Annotated in this window: 14 protein-coding genes; 5 read left to right on the forward strand and 9 right to left on the reverse strand. The window is 72.0% G+C overall.

What is annotated here, in order from left to right; genetic code table 11:
• Nucleotides 1-33: 33 nt before the first annotated feature.
• Complete coding sequence (locus tag ACFVXE_RS10720) at nt 34-1,416, forward strand: L-serine ammonia-lyase (protein ID WP_389670683.1); 1,383 nt, start codon at nt 34-36, stop codon at nt 1,414-1,416.
• A gap of 198 nt (nt 1,417-1,614) precedes the next feature.
• On the opposite strand, the gene ACFVXE_RS10725 is transcribed toward ACFVXE_RS10720, so the two are convergent.
• The 5 genes from ACFVXE_RS10725 to ACFVXE_RS10745 form a co-directional block, all read right to left on the reverse strand.
• Nucleotides 1,615-2,463 (reverse strand): polysaccharide deacetylase, encoded by an 849-nt coding sequence (locus ACFVXE_RS10725; RefSeq protein WP_389670684.1) that lies wholly within the window; start codon nt 2,461-2,463, stop codon nt 1,615-1,617.
• Between the two features lie 17 nt (nt 2,464-2,480).
• Nucleotides 2,481-3,260, reverse strand: coding sequence for an SDR family NAD(P)-dependent oxidoreductase (locus tag ACFVXE_RS10730; protein ID WP_389670685.1), 780 nt, complete (start codon nt 3,258-3,260; stop codon nt 2,481-2,483).
• A complete protein-coding gene (locus ACFVXE_RS10735) occupies nt 3,257-4,621 on the reverse strand; it encodes an amidohydrolase (protein ID WP_389670686.1) in 1,365 nt (454 codons plus the stop codon). The genes ACFVXE_RS10730 and ACFVXE_RS10735 overlap by 4 nt, the downstream gene beginning before the upstream one ends.
• Nucleotides 4,618-5,916, reverse strand: a complete 1,299-nt coding sequence (locus ACFVXE_RS10740) for an MFS transporter (protein WP_389670687.1) — start codon at nt 5,914-5,916, stop codon at nt 4,618-4,620. Before ACFVXE_RS10740 ends, ACFVXE_RS10735 begins: the two co-directional genes overlap by 4 nt.
• 132 nt (nt 5,917-6,048) lie before the next feature.
• Nucleotides 6,049-7,728 carry a PucR family transcriptional regulator gene (locus ACFVXE_RS10745; RefSeq protein WP_389670688.1) on the reverse strand — a complete coding sequence of 560 codons (1,680 nt, stop codon included), beginning with the start codon at nt 7,726-7,728 and terminating at the stop codon, nt 6,049-6,051.
• A gap of 109 nt (nt 7,729-7,837) precedes the next feature.
• Here ACFVXE_RS10745 and ACFVXE_RS10750 point away from each other — a divergent pair, with 109 nt between their 5' ends.
• The gene (locus tag ACFVXE_RS10750) at nt 7,838-9,010 is read left to right on the forward strand and encodes a M20/M25/M40 family metallo-hydrolase (RefSeq protein ID WP_389670689.1); all 1,173 of its coding nucleotides are present in this window, start codon (nt 7,838-7,840) and stop codon (nt 9,008-9,010) included.
• Between the two features lie 167 nt (nt 9,011-9,177).
• On the opposite strand, the gene ACFVXE_RS10755 is transcribed toward ACFVXE_RS10750, so the two are convergent.
• A complete protein-coding gene (locus ACFVXE_RS10755; RefSeq protein ID WP_389670690.1) occupies nt 9,178-10,314 on the reverse strand; it encodes a PP2C family protein-serine/threonine phosphatase in 1,137 nt (378 codons plus the stop codon).
• A gap of 453 nt (nt 10,315-10,767) precedes the next feature.
• Here ACFVXE_RS10755 and ACFVXE_RS10760 point away from each other — a divergent pair, with 453 nt between their 5' ends.
• Both ACFVXE_RS10760 and ACFVXE_RS10765 read left to right on the forward strand, forming a co-directional pair.
• A complete protein-coding gene (locus tag ACFVXE_RS10760) occupies nt 10,768-11,748 on the forward strand; it encodes a terpene synthase family protein (protein WP_389670691.1) in 981 nt (326 codons plus the stop codon).
• Nucleotides 11,749-12,074: 326 nt separating this feature from the next.
• Nucleotides 12,075-13,559 carry a carboxylesterase/lipase family protein gene (locus tag ACFVXE_RS10765; RefSeq protein ID WP_389670692.1) on the forward strand — a complete coding sequence of 495 codons (1,485 nt, stop codon included), beginning with the start codon at nt 12,075-12,077 and terminating at the stop codon, nt 13,557-13,559.
• A 139-nt stretch (nt 13,560-13,698) separates the two neighbouring features.
• On the opposite strand, the gene ACFVXE_RS10770 is transcribed toward ACFVXE_RS10765, so the two are convergent.
• Nucleotides 13,699-13,914 (reverse strand): EF-hand domain-containing protein, encoded by a 216-nt coding sequence (locus ACFVXE_RS10770; protein WP_389670693.1) that lies wholly within the window; start codon nt 13,912-13,914, stop codon nt 13,699-13,701.
• 141 nt (nt 13,915-14,055) lie between these two features.
• Between ACFVXE_RS10770 and ACFVXE_RS10775 the strand changes: the two genes are divergently transcribed.
• The gene (locus ACFVXE_RS10775; protein ID WP_389670694.1) at nt 14,056-14,694 is read left to right on the forward strand and encodes a GNAT family N-acetyltransferase; all 639 of its coding nucleotides are present in this window, start codon (nt 14,056-14,058) and stop codon (nt 14,692-14,694) included.
• An 18-nt stretch (nt 14,695-14,712) separates the two neighbouring features.
• Here ACFVXE_RS10775 and ACFVXE_RS10780 read toward each other — a convergent pair whose 3' ends face one another.
• Nucleotides 14,713-15,924: a hypothetical protein gene (locus tag ACFVXE_RS10780; protein ID WP_389670695.1), complete on the reverse strand. Its 1,212-nt coding sequence runs from the start codon at nt 15,922-15,924 to the stop codon at nt 14,713-14,715.
• Nucleotides 15,924-16,736, reverse strand: a complete 813-nt coding sequence (locus ACFVXE_RS10785) for a polysaccharide deacetylase family protein (RefSeq protein ID WP_389670696.1) — start codon at nt 16,734-16,736, stop codon at nt 15,924-15,926. Before ACFVXE_RS10785 ends, ACFVXE_RS10780 begins: the two co-directional genes overlap by 1 nt.
• Nucleotides 16,737-16,788: the final 52 nt, after the last annotated feature.

Genomic DNA, 16,788 nt, shown 5'->3' on the forward strand with positions numbered 1-16,788 from the left:
AACGGCGTCTACCAACCCCTGAGGAGTCTCCCCGTGGCCATCTCGGTCTTCGACCTGTTCTCGATCGGTATCGGCCCGTCCAGCTCCCATACGGTCGGCCCGATGCGCGCGGCCCGTATGTTCGCGCGCCGCCTGAAGAACGAGGGCCTGCTCGCCCACACCGACTCCATACGCGCCGAGCTGTTCGGCTCCCTCGGCGCCACCGGGCACGGCCACGGCACGCCCAAGGCCGTCCTGCTCGGCCTGGAGGGCGAATCCCCCCGCACGGTCGACGTGGAGTCCGCCGACGACCGGGTGGCCGAGATCCGTGCCTCGGGCCGGATCAACCTGCTCGGCATGCACGAGATCCCCTTCGACGCCGACGAGCAGCTGGTGCTGCACCGGCGCAAGGCACTCCCCTACCACGCCAACGGCATGACGATCTCCGCGTTCGACCGCGACGGTGCCACCCTGCTGCAGAAGACCTACTACTCCGTCGGCGGCGGCTTCGTCGTCGACGACGACGCGGTGGGAGAGGACCGGATCGTCCTCGACGACACCGTCCTGAAGCACCCCTTCCGTACCGGCGACGAACTGCTCCGGCTCTCCCGCGAAACCGGGCTGTCGATCTCCTCGCTCATGCTGGAGAACGAGCGGGCGTGGCGGACGGAGGAGGAGATCCGCTCCGGTCTGCTGGACATCTGGCGGGTCATGCAGGCCTGCGTATCGCGCGGCATGTCCCGCGAGGGCATCCTGCCCGGCGGTCTGAAGGTCCGCCGTCGCGCCGCGAACACCGCGCGCCAGCTGCGGGCCGAGGGCGATCCGCAGGCCCACGCGATGGAGTGGATCACCCTCTACGCGATGGCGGTCAACGAGGAGAACGCCGCGGGCGGCCGCGTCGTCACCGCCCCCACCAACGGCGCCGCCGGCATCATCCCGGCCGTGCTGCACTACTACATGAACTTCGCCGCGGGCGGCGCCACCGAGGCCGAGAAGGAGGACGGCGTCGTCCGTTTCCTCCTCGCGGCGGGCGCCATCGGCATGCTGTTCAAGGAGAACGCCTCGATCTCCGGTGCCGAGGTCGGCTGCCAGGGTGAGGTCGGCTCCGCCTGCTCGATGGCCGCGGGCGCGCTGGCCGAGGTCCTGGGCGGCTCCGCCGAACAGGTCGAGAACGCCGCCGAGATCGGCATGGAGCACAACCTCGGTCTGACCTGCGACCCGGTCGGCGGTCTCGTCCAGATCCCGTGCATCGAGCGCAACGGCATGGCGGCGGTCAAGGCGGTCACCGCGGCAAGGATGGCCCTGCGCGGCGACGGCAGCCACAAGGTCTCCCTCGACAAGGTCATCAAGACCATGAAGGAGACCGGCGCGGACATGAGCGTGAAGTACAAGGAGACCGCGCGGGGCGGGCTCGCGGTGAACATCATCGAGTGTTAGGCAACAACTGACACCGGGCAGGCGTGGTCCCGTACTCGGGGCGGACGGTCCGGAGCACCTCCGGCGTAGCCTGTGACGGTCACGCCGGAGGGCTGTTCCAGTGGCTTCCGGGTCTGCCGCCGGCCGGCTTCGCCGGAGGGCGGCCGTCGCCGGAACGCGTCCCGCCGGACGGTGGGGACTGCGACGGCCGGCGGGGCGTCAGGCGGGCCGGTACTCTCCCAGCCGGGCGCCGGAGCGCGTCAGGGCTGCGATGTCCTCGCAGGTGGCGAACGTGACGTCCCGGTCCGCGAGTCCGTCGAGCCACTCCTCCAGTGCGAGGAGACGGTGGCCACGGCCGATCACCTCGGGATGCATGGTGGCCGTCAGGACGCCGCGGTCGATGTCACGCAGCATGTAGTCGAGATCGCGCGTCCAGTGGGTGAACATCTCCGCGGGATCGCGCAGGCCCGGCATGAGTCCCGACGGGGTCCTCAGGAACTCCAGGTGGGGGAAGTCGTCCAGGCTCCAGGCCACCGGGATCTCCACCAGTTCGGTGGGGTCGCCCCAGCGCACCCCGTCCTCGTCCACGGCGTCGGGCGTGCGGCACAGGTAGGGCGCGTGGTCGTGGCCCATGAGGCTGCTGTCGTAGAGCAGTCCGTGCTCGGCGAGCAGACCGACCGAGGCGTCGGACAGGTCCCAGGCCGGAGCCCGGAAACCCCGTGGGGTCAGTCCGGTGACGTCGGTGAGCGCCTCCAGCGAGCGCCGGAGCACCGCGCGCTCCTCGGCCGGCGGCAGCGCGGCGACGTTTTCGTGGGCGTGGCCGTGTACCGCCACCTCGTGGCCCTGCGCGATGATCTCGCGGGTGAGCTCCGGATACGTCAGGGCCGTGTGCCCGGGTACGAACCACGTCGCGGTGATTCCCCGGACGGCCAGGGTGTGCAGCAGGCGGGGCACCGCGACCGCCGCGAACTCCCCGCGCGAGCGGGGGGTGGCCGTGAGCTGGCCTCGGGCCATCCAGGAGGAGAGTGCGTCGAAGTCGAAGGTGACGCAGACGTAGCCGCTGGTCATGGGGGGGTTCCTTCCGGTCAGCTCAGCGGCAGGGCGGCGTTGCCGGTGCCCGCGCCGCCGTCGACGGTCAGTGACGCGCCGGTGATCCAGCCGGCGTCGTCACCGCACAGATAGGCCACTGCTCCGGCGATGTCCTCGGGCACACCGGCGCGGGGCCAGGGCTGGCCGCCGCGGATCGACCGCACGTAGTCGGCCCCGAGCGGGTTGACCTCGCTGTCGACTTCGATGAAGCCCGGCGAAACGGCGTTGACGTGGATGCTGTGCTCGGCGAGCTCCAGGGCAAAGGCCTTGGTGAGCATGTCGAGCCCGGCCTTGGAGGTGCAGTAGTGGGCCGCGCCACGCCGGGCCCGGGTCGACGCCCCGGAGCTGATGTTGACGATGTGCCCGCCCGCCCCGGCGGCGACCAGTCGCCGGGCGAAGGCCCGGGACAGCGAGAAGACCGCGGAGAGATTGACGTCGATGACGCCGTCCCACTGGTCGTCGGTCATCTCCAGCAAGGGAGCGCTGGGGTAGAGGCCGGCGGCGTTGACCAGGATGTCGAGACCGTCCCACACGTCCCATGCCGTGTCGACGAACGCGGGCAGGGCGCCGCGGTCGGTCAGGTCCACCTCGAGCGGCACGGCGTCCTCGGGCCGTGCCATTCCCGCCGCTACGGGGCCGATCCGGTCCGCGCGCAGGTCGGCCAGGATCACCTGCGCACCGTCGGCGTGCAGCCGCCTCGCGATCGCCGCGCCGATGCCTCCGCCCGCTCCCGTGACGAGCACACGCCTCGGTTTGCCGGTCCCAGCAGTACTCACAGCTCTCCTTCCGGCCCGCGCTCTTCGCCGCGGGCTCCGTCGTAACAGGTCAGGGCGTCGAACTCGGCCCGCAGGGCCGCGTACTGCGCCGTCGTGCGGCGTGCTCCCCGTGCCGCGAGGACGGAACGGGCGGTGCCCGCGCCGTCGTTCAGCAGATCGATCACACACCACGCCATCAGCACCGCCGGATCCAGCGCGGCCGAGGCGTGGTCGGTGACCTGGTAGTCGACGCTGTGCGCGTCACCGGTGGCGCCGGAGGCGAACGGGTGCAGCACCGGCATCACCTCGCCCAGGTCACCCATGTCGGTCGAGGCGCCGCGGTGCCGGCCGGCGGCCACCGCGGACGGGCCGAGCAGTGCGGCGCCGTTGGCCCGCGCCAGTTCCACGAGTGCGGGGTCCTGGTGGTGCGGCAGATAGTTGAGGGTGCTCTCGGTCGTGACGACGGCCCCCAGCGCCAGCGCTCCGGCCCGCACCGCCCGGTCGACCGCGGCGCACGCGCCGCGGAGCGCCTCCAGGCTGCGGGCTCGCACCACGATCTCGAGTTCGGCCCGGTCGGGAACTGCCGTCGGTGCGTCGCCGCCGTGCACCACGACGGCGTTCACCCGCACCGCGTCCTCGTCACGGAAGGTGTCACGCTGTGCGTCGATGGCGCTGATCGCCAACGTCGCCGCCTTCAGCGCGTTCACCCCGTGCCAGGGGCTCGAACCGGCATGGCTGGCCCGCCCCGTGAAACGCACCTTCTTGACCACCGAGCCGTTGTGGCTGTCCCCGACGCTCAGCGGCGGGGCGCCCTGCCCGGCCGTGTGGCAGAGCATCGCCATGTCCACGTCGTCGAATGCGCCGCGGGCGATGAGGTCGGCCTTGCCGACCAGGTGCCGCAGTTCGCCCGAGCGCACCAGCTCGCGCCGCCACTCCAGCTGCACGCTCTCCTCGGCCGGCACCGCGAAGAAGACCGCGTCCCCGTCCAGGTGTTCCCGTACGGCGGCCAGGCCGACCGCGGCGCCCAGCATCGAGGCCACCTGCGCGTGGTGGCCGCAGGCGTGGGCCGCCCCGGTGACCGGGTCGGCGAGCGGATGCCCCGGCAGCACCAGTGCGTCCAGCTCGCCCAGCACCGCGACGGCAGGGCCTGCCGAGCGCCCCGTCATCCGCGCCTTGACACCGGTGACGGACAGTCCGCTCTCGAACGGCAGGCCCAGTTCCGTGAACCATCCCGCCACCGTCGCGGCGGCGTGATGCTCGCGGAACCCGGTCTCCGGATGACGCTGAAGGTCGTCGCTGACCGCGAGCAGCCTCTCGCGGCAGCCCTCGATCGCCTCCCGGGCGAGCTGTTTGAGCCGTCCGGCCCGGCTGTCGGCGCTCATGCGGTCTCCACCAGGACGGCCGGGGCGACGTCCTGGGTCTTCAGATGGCGGCCGAGACCCGCGCGGAACGCCTCCGGCGTCTGCGGGGTGACCAGCGCGCCCACGATCGCGAGGACCGCGCCGACCCCCAGGAAGGAGAAGGCCACTCCGTACGAGAACCGTTCGGCCAGGAAGCCCATCACGAACGGGGAGACGGCACCGGCCAGCTGGCCGCCGAAGTTGACCATGCCTCCCCCGACGCCGGCGTACTCGACGGGCAGCATGCGCAGCGGCAGGCCGAAGATCTGCATGTAGGCCAGGTACATGACGAGCGTGCCGCAGGTCTCCCAGACGATGAACTCGGTCGCCGTCTCGGCCCGCACCATCAGCGCCAGCAGTCCGGCCGTGGCCACCATGACCGGGACCACCACCCGTCGGTGGTTTCCGCGCAGGAAGCGGTCGAAGACGTACCCGCCCGCCATCATGCTGATCGCGGCCGCGACCCAGGGGACGCCGGCCAGCAGCCCGGCCCCGGTGAGCGAGACGTGCTTGCTCTCGCGCAGGTAGGACGGCACCCAGGACACCAGGCCCCATCCGATGATGTTGAAGCCGCAGAACATCAGGGTGAAGCGCCACATCATGGACGACTTCAGCAGTTGGAGTGCCTGGCGCAGCGGCACCTGCGTGGGGACGGCCTGGGCCTGCTCCTGCTGCTCGGAGGCGGCCAGCGGACGCGGCAGCCCCTTCCACAGGACGATCACCATGAGCAGGCCGAGGACGGCCACCGCCCAGAACGCCCCGCGCCACCCGAAGGCGACGATCAGCGGGGCGGCGACCACCGGGGCGATCGCCGAGCCCAGCGGGTTGGAGGCGGACATCACGCCGTTGGCCGTCAGCCGCTGCTCGGGGGTCGTCCGCTCGCTGAGCGCCTTGATGGAGGCGGCGGGATACATGCCCTGGAAGACGCCGAAGACGGCGCGGACGACCATCATCGAGGCCAGTCCCCGTGCGAGTCCGCTCGCCGCGGTGAAGATCGTCCAGCCGCCGGCCGCCATCACCATGGTGCGGCGGGCGCCCTTGGTGTCGGCCAGGATGCCGCCCGGTATCTGCATCAGCGCGTAGGTGATGAAGAAGGCGGTGAGGATCAGGCCCTGCAAGGTGGTGCCGAGGTGGAACTCCTCACCGATGTCGGGCAGAGCCAGAGTGATCACCAGCCGGTCGATGTAGTCGATCAGCCAGGTAATGAACAGCACGGCGACGGTCGTCGTCGCCACTCTTCGGGCCGAGGGGCGCCGGTAGCTCTTGTCCGCGTCCATCTGTCACCTCCATGCAATGCACCGAACGGTCAGGGGCCGGTGCCGAACACCGGATCGTGCTCAGCAGTGTGCAAAGCGGGGGCACGTTCACGGTTTGTGGTCCTGCACGAACTTTTCGCCGACATCTTGTGCTCATGTACCGGGACCGGTGTCCGGTCCGAGTGCGAAGAGCCGGATTGCGGCGTTCAGCCGCTCGTGCGGATCGCTCAGGTCGAGTCCGGTGAGCTCGCGCACCCGGCCCAGCCGGTATCGCAGGGTGTTGGTGTGCACGTTCAGCGTCCGGGCGGCCCGGGCGGTGTCCCCGAAGGCGTCCAGATAGGCGGCCAGGGTCGCCGTGTAGTCGGTACCGCGCCGCCGGTCGTGCTCGCGCAGCCGGTCCACCGGGCCCGTCCGCAGCCGTCGGTCCGCCGAGAGGGCCTCGCTCAGCAGGAGCAGGTTCGCGGTGCCCCGTACGTCCTCCAGCCGGGCGCTGCGGATCTCGCCGCGCCGGGCCAGGGCGCGCACCACGAGCTCCGCCTCCATGCGGCTGGCGGGCAGCTCGCCGAGATGGGCCACGCACGGACCGATCCCGAGCCGGGGCCGCACCCCGACCGCCTCGCCCACGGCCGCGGCCACGCCCTCGGCGGCGCGCAGCACACCGTCCCCGTCCACCGGGCCCAACAGGACGATGACGACCCGGGACGGCCCGGTGGTGGCCAGCGCGCGCCATCGGTAGCCGGCCAGGTGGCGCAGGGCCTCCTCGCGGGCCCGGTGCAGGTCGGCGGGGCCGAGGTCGGCGTCCTGACCGGAGAGGTCGCCGGCCATCACCAGGGCGGGTGTGCCGGGCGCGATGGCGAGGTGGGCCCCTGCCAGGCCCGGATCGACGTCGCCGAGCAGGGCGCGGCCGAGCAGTTCCTCGTTCAGACGGCGCCGGGCCACCTCTTCCTGGCCGAGGCCGAGAAGCACGCCGACGGCCACGGACGCGGCGTCCGCCAGCAGCGTGACAGCGTTGCCGGCCAGCGGCTCGGCGCCCTCGGCCACCCAGATCGAGCCCAGGTTCTCGGTCCCCGCACGTACCGCCACCGCGAGCCGGCGCCCGGCGCCGAGCTCGGGTACGGCCACCACGTCGACGACCCCGGCGCCGGACCACAGTTGTCGGTACACGCCCAGCTGAGCCAGCCGGTTGCGGTACCCCGCGGGCCCCTGCTGGTCCAGCACCGCGGTCCGCCGCATCTCGTCGTCACCGGGGCCCAGCCGGGAGGCGGCGAGCAGTTCCTGGCCCGGCGTGAAGATCATCACCGAGCCGTGCACCAGCTCGGCGAGGGTGTTGGCCAGGCTCACCAGGTCGTGTCTGCGGCCCAGCACCGCGGCGTGCCCCGGGCGCGGCCCGACGGGCACGGCGAGCAGCGCGCGCAGCCGCCCGATCAGCTCCGTCCACTGCTGCTCCGCCGCCAGCGCCAGCACCGCCACACCGTGTGCTTCGGCGAGGGCCGCGGCCCCGCGGTACGCGGTCTCGTCCCCGCCGTCCTTGACGACGACACCGCCCGCGCCGCCTTCGGCCGCCCTGCGGACCAGGCCCGGCAGGTCTCCTCCCGCTCCGATGCCCAGCAGCAGTCCGTCGGGCGGCACGTCCTCCTGCCGCCCCTCTCCCACCGGTCCCTCGTGGACGGCGAGCGAGCGGACCGGGATCCCCATCCCGCGCGGGGCGGCCCGTACGGCGACGGTGCCTGGTCCGAGGCAGTCCACGACCGTTGCGAGGGTCACCAGGGTGTCGGGGCCCGCGGGCGCGGCGGGGCCGGACGGCAGCGACGGCCCGTCGTTGTGCTCGACCACCGGAAATCAGCTCCAAAGCTTGGGGAGGGGCACAAACCGCCACGCGGCAGGAGGGGAGATCCTGCTGAGGCGTCCCTCTTCGGCGATACCGATGCAAAGGAGTCCCGCTGTGTCAGCATCCTACGTACCCGATCCGCGTGACCTGCTCCGACGGCTCACCGCCGAAGGGCCGTCCATGATCGCGGACCTGGAGCGGCTGGTCTCCGCCGAGTCTCCGTCCGCGGACTTCGACGCGTTGCGTGCGTGCCGCGAGGTGCTGGCCGACATCGGTACCCGTCTGCTCGGCGGCAAGCCCGTGCGGCTGCCGGACGACGACGCCACCGGGCGGCCCGGCGGCCTGCTGTGGCGGACGGGCCCGTCCGACCGGCCACCGGTGCTGCTCGTGGGGCATTTCGACACCGTGTGGCCGCTGGGCACGCTCGAACGCCGCCCGTTCCTGGTGAGCGGCTCACGCGCCACGGGCCCCGGCGTCTTCGACATGAAGGCCGGCCTGATCCAGGGCCTGTACGCGCTGGCGCGCCTGCGGGAGGTCTGCGCGGAGGAGCCCGCCGCCGCCTTCCTCGTCACCGCCGACGAGGAGATCGGCTCCCCCTGCGGCGGTGCGCTCGCCACCGAGTGGGCGCGCGGGGCACGGGCGGCGCTCGTACTGGAGGGCGCGGCGGACGACGGCGCCCTCAAGCATGCGCGCAAGGGCTGGTCGTTCTACGACATCCACGTCACGGGTCAGGCCGCGCACGCGGGACTGGAACCCGGCAAGGGCCGCAACGCGCTGATCGACCTCGCCCGGATCGTCGTCCGGCTGGAGTCCCTCACCACGGCGGACGGGCAGGTCACGGTCACCCCGACGATGGCCGGCGCGGGGACGACGCAGAACACCGTCCCGGACCACGCACATGTCGTCGTCGACGTCCGGGCCCCCGACACGGAGGCCCAGCAGGAGGTCGACAGCTCGTTGCGCCGTCTCGTGGCCGAGACCGCGCAACTGCCGTTCGAGATAACCGGGGGCATCAACCGGCCGCCCCTGGAGGAGGCCAGTGCCCGCGGGCCGCTGGCCGTGGCCCGCGACTGCGCGGACCTGCTGGGCCTTGCGTGGCCGGGGTCGGCGGCGGTGGGTGGCATCTCCGACGGCAACCTGTGCGCGGCCGCGGGCGCCCCGACGCTGGACGGCCTCGGCGCGGTCGGGGGCGGCGCGCACGCCGAGCACGAGTGGGTCGACCTCGCCCGGATGCCCGAGCGCGCGGCTCTCGTGGCCGCGCTCGTCGCCGCGCTGCCCGCGGGCTGAACCGGGGCGCCCTCCCCTGCGGCCCGATCGGGCCCCGTGGCCGGCCGGCGCGCCGCCGTGGCCCGCGTCGGCGGTCGACAAGGACACCGCCGACGGGGTCCACGTCCGGGTGGGTGCCGGACGCCGACCACGCTCACGGGGTCCTCGTCCGGCAGCGGCAGCCTCTCTCAGTCGGCCGGCGCCGCCGCGTGCGGAAGACGTTCGATGGCGACCATGGCGGCGTCGTCGCCCAGTCGCCCACCCGCGTGGCGGAGGAGATCGGCGCGCACATACGTCAGCAGGGACTCAGGTCCCTGCCCGTGCTGTGACGCGATGCGCTCGGACAGCGGATAGAAGAGGCCCTCCGAGTCACGGGACTCGACGACGCCATCGGTGTACAGGAGCAGCACGTCACCGATGTCGAAGGTGAAGGTCTCCGTGGTGAACTCGGTGACGAGCAGTGGCGCGAGCCCGAGAGGCGGATCGGGCTCCGCCACCTCCAGCGCGGACACCCGGCCCGCCCGCAGCAGGAGCGGCGGTGGATGGCCGCAGCTGACCAGCTGCAGCTCGGACGCGGCGTCGGGGATGTCGAGCACGGCCGCGGTGACGAAGGCTTCCGCGGTGGATTCGTCCTCCCCCTCGCGCTGCACGGTTCCGCCCCGGTTCACCGTGACCCCGTCCTCCAGATGGCCCACCAGATCGGACAGCCGTGCCTCCCGGTGGGCCAGGGCCCGGAACGCGCCCAGGACGCCGGCGGCCTCGCCGATCGCGTCCAGTCCCTTGCCCCGGGCGTCGCCGACGATCACCCGGGTGCCGTCGGCCGTACGGGCGATCGCGTAGAGATCACCACCCAGCTGGGCCTCCGCCTCCGCGGCGAGATAGACCGAGGCGATGCGCAGCGAGCCGATCTGCGTGGGCAGCGGCTGCATCAGCACGCGCTGTGCCGCTTCTGCCACCGCCCGGAGCTGGTTCACCTCACGCTCGTGCTGCTCCCTCAGATGGGCGAAGACGGTGAAGAGCGCGGAGACGAGGAAGAGCGCGATGATCTGGTAGGTGTGGTTGAGGTCGTTGAGGCTGGTGCGCACAGCGGCCACCAGGGACTGCGCAAGCACCGCGACCACTCCCACGAAGGCAGTCATCCGGGGGCCGGCGAACGACGCCGCCGCAGCGGGCGCCGCCAGGAGGAACGGCCCGAGGTGGACGTCCGGCGGCGCGATGATGTCCACCACGGTCACGGTGGCGATCAGGGCGAACGGCAGCATGAGGAATGCCCGCGGGTGCCGCCGGGACTCGTGGAGCGAGTGCAGAAGCCGCTGCGAGTTCATGACTCCGGCATACCGCACACCGGCTGCGCCTGCCCTTCCGGCGCCGGGCTGCAGCCGTGTCGCCGTGTCGCTCACACGCGAACCGGACACTTCGCGCCGCCGGCTGTCCCCTCCATTCGACCCAACAGCCCACCAACTGCTCACAAGCGAGCATCCGTTCACGTCGATCATGCACTTTCGGTCACAAAAAGCTTCCCTCCACCACCCCTCTAGGGGTTCACTGGACGTGACGAGTGGTGACGCAATCGGTGTCGAGGCACGGTCCGCGGCCGAGGCCCCGGCCCGGCTCCGATGTCCGGCCACGGCGGAGGAAAGAGGACAGCGATGAGCTCCTCCGAGAACCGGCCATTCACCACCCCCGCAGTGATTCGCGAATTCGACTCATCCCCATTCCCTGTCCGTAGCGTTCAGACGAGGGGCACCATGAGCAAAATTACGCTTCCAGAGTTTCGCATGCCATTCGAGAGCACCGGCTGCAATCCGGGCATCCAGAAGACCAGACTGGCCGCCTGGGAGTGGGCGGAATCCAACGATCTCGTACTGTCCCCCGTGGCTCAGAAAAAGATGATCCGGACGCGCCCCGAGCTCTGGATATCACTCATATTCCCGGCCGCCTCGCAAGAACACCTCGACCTCTTCTGCCAGTGGCTGTTCTGGGCGTTCCTGGTCGACGACGAGTTCGACGACGGACCGGCCGGACGCGACCCGCGCATGTGCGAGGAGGCGATCTCCCGACTGGTGGACGTGCTCGACGGCACGCGCGCGCCGAACGGCTCCATGGAGCACGCACTCGACGGTCTGATGGCCCGGACCTGCGAGGGCCGCTCGCCGCGCTGGGTGCGGCAGTTCCGCCGGGACACGGTCGCCTGGCTGTGGACGTACTACGCGGAGGCCGTCGACCGGGTCGCGGGCCATGTGCCGAGCACCGCCGACTTCGTGAAGCACCGCCGCGACTCGGTGGCCATGCAGCCGTTCCTCGATCTGCACGAGATCACCGCTGGAATAGATCTCCCGGAATCCGCCCGCTCCCTTCCCGCATATATCGCCCTGCGCAATGCCGTGTCCGATCATTCGGGACTCTGCAACGACATCTGCTCCTTCGAGAAAGAGTCCGTACTCGGTTACGAGCACAATATGGTCCGGCTCATACAGCGGGACCGTGGCGGCACGGTCCAGGAGGCCGTCGACGAGGCCGGCAGATGGCTGGCCTGGATCGCCGAACGGGTTCAGCAGGCGGAGACGGAGCTCGCCGAGGAGATAGCTGCCGCGCACATCGACGGCCTCACCCGCGTCGCCCTCGAGCGGTGCATCCAGGATTACCGGGGGCTCGTCCGCGGGGACTTCGACTACCACGCACGGGCGGAGCGGTACACCCGCCCCGACCTGACGGAGATCGACGAACAGCACTCCCTGTCCCCGAACTTCGCCGCCTGACCCCGTGGCCGGGGTGCCAGAACCGGCCGAACTCGTCCAGCAGGCCGAAACAGCCGCCGAGGGACACCGGTCCGCCGCCGTCCCTCGGCGACCGGCGCCCGCCAGGGCCCGTACGGCCCGGGCCGTACGGGGCAGGGTGTCTCCCCCGTACGGCCCGGATCCGGATGGATGAGGCACCGGAACGGGTACGTATGGACTCACCGGTCCCCGTGGAGGTGCGGCGCCCCGACGGGAGCCGGCCCCCGTCCGCCGCGCTCCGGCCGCTTCGACGCCGGCGCCGGCGCCGGCGTACCACCGCCACACCGCAGAAGGGCCGATGCCACCTCATGACTGTCGTACCTCATCGGATAACCGGTCCGGTTCCACTCGTCAGCACGGTCGACGGCGTGGTGCGCGGCACCCTGGAACAGGGTGTGGCGGTCTTCCGCGGCATCCCGTACGCGGCCGCGCCGACCGGCCCCCGCCGGTTCCGGGCGCCGGAGCCGGCAGAGCCCTGGGAGGGCGTGCGGGAAGCGGTCGCGTTCGGCCCGACCGCCCCCAAGCGGCCCTACTCCCCTCCGCTGGACGAGCTGCTGCCCGACCCCGAGGTGGCGGGTGAGGGCTGCCTGAACCTCAATGTGTGGACGCCGTCGCCCGCACGGACCGGGCTGCCCGTCCTCGTGTGGATCCACGGCGGTGCGCTGCTGCACGGCTCATCGGCGGTGGAGCTGTACGACGGGGCGCCGTTCGCCCGCGACGGGGTGATCCTGGTGTCGGTCAACTACCGCCTCGGGGTCGAGGGGTTCGGGGTCCTCCCCGATGCCCCCGCCAACCGTGGCCTGCTCGACCAGCTGGCCGCCCTGGAGTGGGTGCGGCGGAACATCGCGGCGTTCGGCGGCGATCCGCGGCAGGTCACGCTCTGCGGCGAATCGGCCGGGGCCGTCTGCATCGCGGCGCTGCTGGCCGCCCCGCGCGCGGAAGGGCTGTTCCGGCGTGCGGTGCTGCAGAGCGGTGCGCCCGCCGCGCTCTCCCCGGAGGCCGGCCGCCGTACCACCGAGCTGATCGCCGAACGGCTGGGTGTGGCGGCGACGGCCGCGGCGCTGGCCACCGTCGAGCCGGCCGAACTGCTGGCCGCGCAGTCCGCGGTGACGAGCGGCGGCACCCCGCTGACCGGCGGGAACTCCTTCCAGATCGTGGTGGACGGAGAGCTGCTGCCCCGCGATCCGGCCGAGGCGCTGCGCGCAGGCGCGGCAGCCGGGGTCGATCTGCTGATGGGCTCGAACAGCGAGGAGTACCGGCTCTGGTTCGTCCCCAGCGGTCTCACGGAGCGGCTGAGCCGCCTCCAACTGCGGCTCGCCCTCCTGAAGTTCAGGGTGCCGCGCGCCACGGCGCGTACCTACCGCGCGAACCGGCCCGCGGCCACGCCGGGCGAGCTGCTCGGCGCGCTCGCCACCGACCTGTTGCTGCGCGTCCCGCTGAACCGTGTGGCCGACGCCCGGGGTGACGGTTCCGGCCGCACCTATCTGTACGAGTTCGGCTGGCCCAGCCCGGTGCGCCGGCTCGGCGCCTGCCATGCGCTGGAGATCGGCTTCGTCTTCGACACCCTGGACCGGCCCGACACCGTGGCGCTGACCGGCGCCGACGCCCCGCAGGAGCTGGCGGACGCGATGCATGCGGCGTGGGTACGGTTCGCCGCCACCGGCGACCCCGGCTGGCCGGCCTGGAACGCGTCCCGCCCGGTGATGGTGTTCGGGCCCGGCGCGCCCGAGGTGGTCTGCGCCCCGCGCGACGACGAACTGCGTGGCTGGGCACCGTACCGGAGGACGTCCTGAGATTCGGGCGGTCCGCCCCGGCTCACCGGCAGCGGGCCGGTCGGCATGCACCGGTGCCCGACGGGCGGTTCCGGCCGGGCCGCGGCGGCCCGGTGTCCGGCGGACCCCGGCCGCGCAGGGCCGGGGGTCCTTCCGGCGGTCAGGCCCTGTTCTGGGAGGCCCAGAACTCGTCGAAGGTGAGGAGACCGTCACCGTTCGTGTCGTGGGAGTTGATGACGGCCTGGGCCACCGGCTCGGTGACGTAGGGGTCACCCAGCTGAGCCATCACGCTCTTGTACTCGGCGGCCGAGATCAGCCCGTCGCCGTTCAGGTCGTACCGCTCGAACGCCTTGCGCGCCGACTCGATGTCCGCCACTGTTCCGCCCCTTCGTAATGCCTATCTGACGGGGCCAGATTATCGGGCGCACGGGCTACCCCTTGCGGCGGCCGGTCGTCGATCATGGGTGGGGTGCCCGCGGACGACCGGCGGGCCCGGGACCCGGGAGGGGAACCTTTCATGAACGGGACGCTGGCGCAGATCCTGACGGCTGCCGCGCACGGACGGTTCCCGTCGCCGGACGGGTCGACGACGGTGGTGGCGCAGCCGAACGCGCGGGACGCGGGGGTGCTGGCGTTCACCGCGCACTCGGTCGTGTTCACCGACGAGGATCCGGCATGGGTACGGGCCGCGCTGGCCGCGACCCCCGGCGATCCGCTCGCCGCGACGATGAATCCGCACTTCCTGAGCGCGCTGCTGGCCCGTACCGGCAGGCACATGAACACCATCGACCTGCTGACGGCCGCGAGTGCCCTGCCGGGCGGCCCGGAGATCGCCCTCCGCGAGATCCAGGACCCGGAACACCCACGGGTGGCCAGGGCGATGAAGTTCCGCGACGAGGTACGGGTCTGGGCCGCCGACGGCGGAGTGCTGATCCTCGGCCGTGGGGTCGCCGGACGCTGGGAGACGGCGGTCGAGGTGGCGGAGGAGGCGCGCGGCCGCCGCCTGGGCGAGCGGCTGGCGCGCGCGGCCCGGCACCTGGTGCCCGCCGATGTGGTGTGGGCGCAGCAGTCGCCGGGGAACGCCCGCAGTGTGCGGACGTTCCAGGCGGCGGGCTACCGGCCGGTGGGTTCGGAGGCCCTGCTGATCGCCGGCTGAGCCACGGGCGGCGACCGGTCAGCGGAAGACGCCGGTGTGGCCGAGCGAGTAACGGCCCGGCTGCGGGTAGACGGCGAGCCCGTGCGGCCCGCTGCCCACCCGGATCCGGGCAAGCTGCTTTCCGCTGGCCGTGTCGATCGCGTACACCTCGGAGTTGTAACGCCCCGACAGCCACAGGACCTTGCCGTCCGCCGAGACCCCGCCCATGTCCGGGCTGCCGCCGTCCGGCAGGTGCCACTTCTCCGTCAGCTTGTTCCGGGCGAAGTCGAAGACGGAGACGGAGCCCTCGCCACGGTTGGAGATGTACATCTTCCTGGAGTCACGGCTGATGTACAGGCCATGGGCGCCCTTGCCGGTGCGGAGCAGTTTCGGGGTGGTGAACTTCTTTCCGTCCAGCACCCACATGCCGTTCGCGACCATGTCCGCGATGTAGTAGGTCCTGCCGTCGGGCGACAGCTTCACGTCCTGCGGCATGGCGCCGTGCAACGGCAGCTTCTGTCGGCCGATCACCTTCATCTTCGCCGTGTCGACCTTGAGCAGCTCGCCGGAGAACTCGCACGAGACGATGAAGTACCGGCCGTCCGTGGAGAAGTCGGCGTGGTTGACGCCCCCGCAGTCCACCGGCACGGTCTTGGCGGTCTTCATGGTGTGGGCGTCGCGGAAGACCAGCTTCCGTTCCATCGAGGCCATCACGACCGCGTACTTGCCGTCCGGTGTGAAGTACAGGTTGTACGGGTCGGAGACGGCGACCTTCCGGCCCGCCTTTCCGGTGGCCGGGTCGATGGGCGTGAGGCTGTCGCCGAGATCGTTATTGACCCAGAGCGTCTTGAGGTCCCAGGACGGGACGACATGCTGCGGCTGGCGGCCGACCGGGATCGTCTTGATGACCTTGTACGTCCTGGGGTCGATCACCGAGACCGTGTCGGAGTTGGTGTTGGGTACGTAGACCCGTGCCGGGAAGTCCTTGACGACCGGCGACAGCTTTCCGGCCCGGTCGGCCGAGTACACGTCCCGGGGGTCGAGCACCGGCGGCATGCCGGGCAGTCCGGGCGGTACGGCCGGGGCGACCTGCTTCCGGGCGGCGTTCGCCGGAGCGTCGGGAGGCGCGGCGGCCTCGGTGCCGGCGGTCGTCTCGGCCGTCCCCTTCCCGGCGGGGGCGCCGCAGCCCGCGAGCACGGCGATGAGGACGCCCCCGAGCAGGGCCGCGGTGCGTTCGGTGGAGGGAGGCATCAGGTCAGCAGCTCCGTGGTCGTCACCGCACGCAATCCGCGCCGGTCGATTTCGGTGAGGAGGACAGGCAGTGCGGCGACCGTGTCCGCGTAGCCGAAATGGAGGCTCACCACCGATCCGTTACGGATCTCTCCGGCGACCTTGCGGGTGACGGCCGTGGCCCCGGGCGAGGTGAAGTCGAGGGAGTCCACGTCGTACGAGAGGACGTGCGGGTATCCCGCCCTGCGGGCGAGCCGCTGGACGAGCGGGGTGGCGTGCTGGGTGCGGGAGGGCCGGAACCAGGTGCCGATGGAGCCGGTGAGCCGCTGCAGTCGCCGGGCGCAGCCGGTGATCTCCGCGTACGCCTCCGCCTCGCCCATCCCCGAGATGCCGACGTGGTGCTGGGTGTGATTGCCGAGGTCGTGACCGCCGTCGAGGATCCGTCGCGCCATCTCGGGGTGCTCGTCGAGCCAGCTCCCGACGGCGAGGACGGTGATCCGGGCGTGGGCCCGCTCCGCCTCGGCGAGCACGGCCCGGGCGACGGCGGGTTCGCCCTGGCCGTGGAAGGTGAGAGCGACGCGGGCGCGGTCGCGGGGGCCGTGGCCGATCTCGGCCGGCTGCCCGGGGAAGTGGCGCGGGGCGGGCGCGGGGCGCGGGACCGGCGGGCGCGTCCCCCCGGGGGTCTTCGCGGATGCCTTTGCAGGGGCCCTCCCCGAGGAGTTCGCGGCGGAACCACCGTCCGCGCACCCGGCCGCGAGGACTCCGGCCAGGGCGGCCCCCGCGCCGGCACGCAGTGTGCTGCGGCGGTGCACAGGGGTCTCGGAGGCGTCCATGAGCAGAACAGTAGGGGGCGCAATGTCGGGCAAATAACGATTGACCCATTCC

The organism is Streptomyces sp. NPDC058231 (assembly GCF_042882275.1).
GTDB lineage: Bacteria > Actinomycetota > Actinomycetes > Streptomycetales > Streptomycetaceae > Streptomyces.